Genomic DNA, 7271 nt, shown 5'->3' on the forward strand with positions numbered 1-7271 from the left:
CGAGTGTGATCAGCAGACGACGACTGCTCAGCACGTCCGCCACCGCCCTGGGAACCACCCTCATCGCCGGAGCCATACCCCCCGCGCAGGCCGCCGGACGCGGCGGCGGGGCCGCTTCCCTCCGGGTCGGCGGCTCGACCGCCGAATACGTGAGGCGTCCGCTCGGTATCGGCGGCGCCCGCCCGCGGCTGGGCTGGCCGCTGTCCGCCACCGCGCCCGGACGCAGCCAGAGCGCCTACCAGATACGCGTCGCCCTCAGCGAACGCGCCCTGAAACGTCCCGACGTCTGGGACAGCGGCAAGGTCGACTCCCCGGATTCGGCCCAGGTGACCTACGGCGGACCGGAGTTGCGCTCCCGCACCCGCTACCACTGGACCGTGCGCGTCTGGGACGACCGGGGCCGCGTCTCCGCCTGGTCCGAGCCCGCCTGGTGGGAGACCGGCCTCAACGAGGCGTCGGACTGGTCGGCGCGCTGGATCGGGGCCCCGGCCTCCCTCGTCGGCGCGCCCGCCCTGGAGACGGCGTCCTGGATCTGGTTCCCGGAGGGCGACCCGGCGACCGGCGCTCCGGCCGCGACCCGCTGGTTCCGGGGCGTGTTCGACGTGCCCGAGGGCGTGACCCGGGCCCGGCTCGTCCTCACCGCCGACGACGGATACGTCGCCCACCTGGACGGCGACGAGGTCGCGCGGGCCGACGCGGACCAGGCCGCCGCGACCTGGCGGCGTCCCTCGCTCACCGACGTCACGGCGCGTCTCACGCCCGGCCGCCATGTGCTCGCCGTCGCGGCGACCAACGACGTGCCCGGTCCCGCAGGCCTGCTCGGGGCCCTGGAACTGACCACCGCCGACGGTGTGCGCACCATCGCCACCGACGGCGACTGGACGTCCGCCGACACCGAACCCGAGGGCGACTGGCAGGCGCTGGACTACGACGACGGAGCCTGGCCGGCCGCGAAGGTCCTCGCCCCGTGGGGATCCGGCCCCTGGGGAAAGGTCGCTCCCGCCTACGCCCCCGTCGCCCAACTGCGCCACGAGTTCCGGCTGCGCCGGCGACCCGTCGAGCGCGCCCGGCTGTACTCCACGGCCCTCGGCCTGTACGAGGCCCACCTCAACGGCACGCGCGTCGGCACGGACCGCCTCGCGCCCGGCTGGACCGACTACGCCAAGCGCGTCCAGTACCAGACCCATGACGTCACCGAGCTGCTCACCTCCGGGACCAATACCCTCGCAGTGGAGCTGGCGACGGGCTGGTACGCGGGCAACGTCGGCATGTTCGGTCCGCACCAGTACGGCGAACACCCGTCCTTCCTGGAGCAGTTGGAGGTCACCTACCGGGACGGAACCACCGAGCGGGTGCTGTCCGGCACCGACTGGCGTGCCGCCACCGGGCCCATCACCCTGGCCGACCTCCTCACCGGAGAGAACTACGACGCCCGCCGCGAGACCGACGGCTGGCTGCTTCCCGGCTTCGACGACGCGGCCTGGGAACGGGCCGTGCCCGCGGCGGACAAGGTCACCGCCGAACTGGTGGCGGAGCCCGACGGACCCTGCCGGGTGATCCAGGAGCTCAGGGCACGCGAGATCACCGAACCCCGGCCCGGTGTCTTCGTCTTCGACCTCGGCCAGAACATGGTCGGCACCGCCCGCCTGCGCGTCACCGGCCGGGCCGGCACCACCGTGCGGCTGCGCCACGCGGAGGTACTGAACCCCGACGGCACCGTCTACACCACCAACCTCCGCTCCGCCGCCGCGACCGACCACTACACCCTCAAGGGCGGCGGCCGGGAGACGTACGAGCCCCGCTTCACCTTCCACGGCTTCCGGTACGTCGAAGTGACCGGCTACCCCGGCAGGCCGCCGCTCGACGCCGTCGTCGGGCGGGTGATCCACACCGACGCGCCCCTCACCATGGAGTTCGAGACCGACGTCCCGCTGCTCAACCAGCTCCACAGCAACATCACCTGGGGCCTGCGCGGCAACTTCCTCTCCATCCCCACGGACACCCCCGCCCGCGACGAACGCCTGGGCTGGACCGGCGACATCAACGTCTTCGCGCCCACCGCCGCGTACACGATGGAGTCCGCCCGCTTCCTCGGTAAATGGCTGAGCGACCTCCAGGACGACCAGACCGCCGACGGGGCCTTCCCGGACGTCGCCCCCCATGTCGAGGGCCTCGGCGCGGGCTCGGCCGGCTGGGGCGACGCGGGCGTCACCGTCCCCTGGGCCCTCCACCAGGCCTACGGCGACACCCGGGTCCTGGAGCGGGCCTGGCCCTCCATGCTGAAGTGGCTCGACTACCTGGACGCCCACAGCACCGGTCGGCTGCGCCCCGCCACCGGGTACGGCGACTGGCTCAACATCGCCGACGACACCCCCAAGGACGTCATCGCCACCGCTTACTACGCCCACAGCGCCGACCTCGTGGCCCGTACCGCCCGGGTCCTGGGCAAGGACCCGGCACCGTACACCGCACTGTTCGCGGAGATCCGCGAGGCCTTCCGCGCCGCCTACGTCACCGGCGGCGGCCGGGTGAAGGGCGACACTCAGACCGCCTACGTCCTCGCGCTCTCCATGGACCTCCTGAGCGCGGCGGAACGCGTGACGGCGGCCGACCGTCTCGTCGCCCTCGTCGAGGCGAAGGACTGGCACCTGTCCACGGGCTTCCTCGGCACCCCGCGCCTGCTCCCCGTCCTCACCGACACCGGGCACACGGACGTCGCGTACCGCCTGCTGCTCCAGCGGACCTTCCCCAGTTGGGGCTACCAGATCGACCGCGGGGCCACGACCATGTGGGAGCGCTGGGACTCCATCAAGCCGGACGGGAGCTTCCAGGACGCCGGGATGAACTCCTTCAACCACTACGCGTACGGCTCCGTGGGGGAGTGGATGTACGCCCACATCACCGGCATCGCCCCCGCCGGGCCCGGCTTCCGCAAGGTCACCGTGCGGCCCCGCCCCGGCGGCGGCATCACGCGCGCCCGGGGCCGGTTCACCTCCCTCCACGGCCCGGTCACCACCGACTGGAAGACGGAGAAGGGCCGCTTCCGGCTGACCGTGGCCCTGCCCGTCAACACCACCGCCGACGTGTGGATCCAGGCCGGCCGGGCCGAGGACGTCACGCACACCGGAGCCCGCTTTCTGCGGATGGAGGACGGCTGCGCGGTCTTCGCCGTCGGCTCCGGACACCACCGCTTCGAGGCCTGACCCCCTGGGAAACGCAGGAGCCGCGCGGTCGACGACCGCGCGGCTCCGGAACCCGGGCAGCTCCCCGCTCACCCCTCGCGGCGCGACCGCCAGAGCAGCCAGATGAAGTACGGGGCTCCGATCACGGCCGTCAGCAGTCCGACCGGGATCTGCGCCGGGGCGATGATCGTCCGGCCGACCAGGTCCGACACGACCACCAGCAGCGCGCCGAGGAGCGCGCTCACCGGTATGACCCGCACATGGCTGCGGCCCACCAGGGCGCGTGCCGCGTGCGGGGCGACGAGACCGACGAATCCGATCACGCCGACCGCCGCCACGGCTCCCGCCGTCAGCAGGACGGCCAGGCTCAGCAGTGCCAGCCGGGTGGCGCCGATCCGCACACCGAGCAGGGCGGGCGTCTCGTCGTCCAGCCCGATCAGGTCCAGCTCGCGGCGCATCAGGGCGAGGACGGGCAGCGCGACCACCAGGCCCACCAGCACCGGGATCAGCTCGGGGAACGTCCGCCCGTACGTCGAACCGCCGAGCCAGGCCAGCGCCTTCGTCTCGTTGTGCGGGTCGGTGAGCACGATCAGCAGGCTCACGAACGCGCCCGCACCGGCCTGGACGCCGATACCGATCAGCACCAGGCGGTTCTGCTCCAGCCCGCGGCGGGCGGCCAGACCGAACACCAGCGCCGCGGCGGCCGTCGCACCGGCCAGCGCGGAGCCGCCGATCAGCCAGAAGCTCGCCAGCGGTACGACGGTGAGGACGGCGACCGCCCCGACCCCCGCCCCGCTGACGACGCCGAGGACCCCGGGCTCCGCCAGCGGATTGCGCGACACCGCCTGGACGACGGCTCCCGCCACCGCCAGCGCCGCACCGGCGAGCAGGGCCGCGGCGACCCGCGGGACGCGCGTGTCGAGGACGTAACCGACGAACGGCCCCGCCCGGCCGGCGAGCCAGTTGCCCACATCGCCCAGGAGTAGCGTCGCGTCGCCGAAGAGCGTCGCCGCCACCACCGCGCCGAGGAGCCCCACGACCGTCGCCACCAGCGTGAGGACGAACGCCCGCCGGCCGCGCAGCCGGGCGAACGCCGTCGATCCCCTGTCCGTGCCCATGTCGCGCGACCGGTAGGCCAGGACGACCAGGACGAGCGCGCCGAGGCAGGTCGTGACGATGCCGGTGGGCACCTCGGCGCCCGCCTGGGCGCCGAACACCGCGCGCAGAGCCACGTCGGCCCCGAGCACCACGAGCACACCCGCGAGCGCCGACGCGGGGATGAACGCGTGGTGCCGGACCAGGCCGGGGATCCACGTGCTGAGCAGGCGGACCACGGCGGGCGCGCACAGGCCGACGAAGCCGACCGGCCCCGCGACCGCCACGGACACCGCCGCCAGCAGCACCGCGAGGATGACGGCGATGCTGCGCGTCAGCCGGGGGCTCACGCCCACGACCGCGGCGCCGTCGTCGCCGAGGGCGAGGATGTCCAGCCGCCTGCCCAGCAGCATCAGTCCGGCGAACGCCACGAGCGCGACCGGGGCGAGCCGGTCGATGGACTGCATGCCGATCTGGGCGAGCGAACCATTGCCCCAGGCGAACAGCCCGGTCGTCTGCTGGGAGCGCAGGAGCAGCAGCATCCCGCTCAGCCCGGACAGGGCGAGGGTGAGCGCCGAACCCGCCAGCACCAGCCGGATCGGCCCGGCCCCCGCCCGGGACAGGCCGAGGACGACGCCCGCCGCCAGCAGCCCGCCGAGGAACGCCGTGGCCCCGGCCGGCAGAGCGGGCAGCGTGATGCCGAACGCGGCGACGGCGACCACCGCGAGGTACGCGCCCGCGTTCACGGCGAGCGTGTCGGGGGAGGCCAGCATGTTGCGCGACACCGACTGGAGGGCCGCGCCCGCCGCGCCGAGCGCGCAGCCGACGAGGAGCCCCGCGGCGAGCCGGGGCAGCCGGGAGTCCAGGACGACCGCGGCCGTCTGCGCGTCGGTGCTCCGGTCGGAGGCGGCCCGGGTGGCCAACTGCCAGAGCGTGTGCAGATCGACGGCGGCGGTGCCCTGGCCCACGTGGACGATCGCGAGTGCGGCCAGCGCGACGATCCCCGCGATCGTGAGGAGGAACATCCGGCCGCGACGGGCAGGAGGGCCGGCCGCCACCGGGGATGCGGCCCCGATCGGACCGGCCGCGCCCGCCCCCGTCTTCACGGGGGCGGGCGGGGCGGTTGTGGTGCGTGTGCTCATCGTCAGGCGGTCAGTGCGCCGACGAGGGCATCGATGTAGTCGCGCATCGACGCGGTGCCGCCGAACATCCAGATGCCGTCGGGCAGCCGGTGGACCTCGCCGTTCCTGACGAACGGGAGGGACTTCCACACCGCGTTGTCCTTGAGGCCGTCGGCGAACGGGTCGCCTCCGTCGGAGTCGTTGGCGATGTACGCGAACTGCGCGTCGCCGATCTTCGTGAGGCCCTCGACATCGGTCGCCGCCAGGCCGTAGGCCTTGTCGCCCTTCAGCTTCCACGGGTCGACGAGGCCGAGTTCGGTGTTCACGTCGGAGAGCAGCGAGCCCTTGACGTACGGGCGCACCGAGACCTGGTTGCCCTCCTGCCAGCCGTCGGCGAAAGCGACCTTCTCGCCGGCGAGACCGGCGTCCGCGAGCTTCTTCCTGCCGTCCGCGACCGCCTTGCGGAACGAGCCGATCTCGGACTCGGCCTTGTCCTCGGTGCCGGTGGCCTTGCCGATGAGCTCGACGGTGTCGACCATCTGGTCGATCTGCCGGCTCGCGTCGGCCGAGCGCACCACAGCGACCGGGGCGGCCTTGGAGAGCTGCGCGATGGCGGAGTCGGACAGGTCGGTGGTGGCGATGATGAGGTCGGGCTCGAGGCCGGCGACGGTGGCGACGCTGGGCTCGCCCCGGGTGCCTATGTCCTTGACGCCCTTGGTGAGCGGCGCGGCCGTGTCGTATGCCGTGTAGCCCTTGACGTCGGCCACGCCGACCGGCTGGACGCCGAGGGTCACGAGCGTCTCGACGACGTTCCACTCGGTCCCGACGACACGCTTGGCCGGCCCGTCGAGCGTGATCTTCTTGCCGCGCGAGTCGGTGACCGTCACCGCGCTGTCCCCGGCGGACTCCTTCTTCGGCGCCTCGGTGGTGCCGCAGGCCGTGAGGGCGAGCGCGGCCGCGGCGGCGAGGACGGGCCACGTCAGGTGCTGGTTCTTCATGAGGGTGTTCAGGGCCTTTCGGAACGGAGGTGGTGGCGGCCGACCGCGCGGGTGCGCGGGATACCGGTGGAGGAGTCGGGTTCGACGTCGATGCGGATGCCGTACGCGTCACTGAGCCGCTCGGGGGCGTACACCTCCGCGGGCGTGCCCGCGGCGACGATCCGCCCGGACGACAGGAGGACGACCTGGTCGGCGACGGAGGCGGCCTGGTCCAGGTCGTGCAGCACGACCCCGACGGTGACGCCGTGGGTGTCGGCGAGGTCGCGGACGAGGTCGAGGATCTCGACCTGATAGCGCAGATCGAGATAGGTGGTCGGCTCGTCGAGGAGGAGGACATCGGTGTCCTGGGCCAGGCAGCAGGCGAACCAGACGCGCTGCAACTGCCCGCCGGAGAGGCTCTCGACCCCGCGGTCGGCGAACGCGGAGAGGTTCGTGACGGTCAGCGCGTGCTCGACCATTCGGGCGCCGTCCGGATCGGTACCCCGGAGCCGGCCCCGGTAGGGGTGCCGGCCGAATCCGACCACGTCGCGCACGCTGAGGCCGGCCGGTGCGTTCCGGCTCTGCGCGAGCAGGGTGACACGGCGGGCGAAGTCGGAGCGCGACAGCGCGAGGGCGTCGACCGGTCCGCTCCCCTCCGCCTGGCCCGCCACGGTCACGCTGCCGGTGCGGGCCTTGTGCAGCCGGGCCACGGCCCGCAACAGGGTGGACTTCCCACTGCCGTTCGGCCCGATGAGCGCGGTGACGCGGCCGCGCGGCAGCCGGAGGTCGGCCCCGTGCACGACGTCGGTACGGTCGTACGCGATCGTCATGCCGCGGGCGTCGAGGCCGACGGCGGTTTCGGGGGCCGCGAAGGACGCGGCCGGGCCGGGCTCGGC

Annotated in this window: 4 protein-coding genes; 1 reads left to right on the top strand and 3 read right to left on the bottom strand. The window is 73.5% G+C overall.

The annotated features are described in order from the left end of the window. Window positions 1-5: 5 nt before the first annotated feature. Window positions 6-3203, top strand: a complete 3198-nt coding sequence (locus tag CR470_RS15700) for an alpha-L-rhamnosidase (RefSeq protein WP_097868211.1) — start codon at window positions 6-8, stop codon at window positions 3201-3203. 68 nt (window positions 3204-3271) lie between these two features. Here the strand turns inward: CR470_RS15700 and CR470_RS15705 are convergent, their stop codons facing one another. The 3 genes from CR470_RS15705 to CR470_RS15715 form a co-directional block, all read right to left on the bottom strand. Further along, the gene (locus tag CR470_RS15705) at window positions 3272-5419 is read right to left on the bottom strand and encodes an iron ABC transporter permease (protein WP_097868212.1); all 2148 of its coding nucleotides are present in this window, start codon (window positions 5417-5419) and stop codon (window positions 3272-3274) included. Between the two features lie 2 nt (window positions 5420-5421). Then, complete coding sequence (locus CR470_RS15710; protein ID WP_097868213.1) at window positions 5422-6396, bottom strand: ABC transporter substrate-binding protein; 975 nt, start codon at window positions 6394-6396, stop codon at window positions 5422-5424. Window positions 6397-6404: 8 nt separating this feature from the next. Continuing rightward, window positions 6405-7271 (bottom strand): ABC transporter ATP-binding protein (locus CR470_RS15715; RefSeq protein ID WP_257138688.1); only part of this gene is annotated, 867 nt, incomplete at its 5' end.

The sequence above is a fragment of the Streptomyces sp. rh34 genome (genome assembly GCF_002551245.1).
In the GTDB taxonomy this organism is placed as follows: domain Bacteria; phylum Actinomycetota; class Actinomycetes; order Streptomycetales; family Streptomycetaceae; genus Streptomyces.

What these genes read in the sequence shown, in the direction of transcription:
- CR470_RS15705 (WP_097868212.1), bottom strand. Translation starts at nt 5,419, where the DNA reads ATGAGCACACGCACCACAACCGCCCCGCCCGCCCCCGTGAAGACGGGG.
- CR470_RS15710 (WP_097868213.1), bottom strand. Translation starts at nt 6,396, where the DNA reads ATGAAGAACCAGCACCTGACGTGGCCCGTCCTCGCCGCCGCGGCCGCG.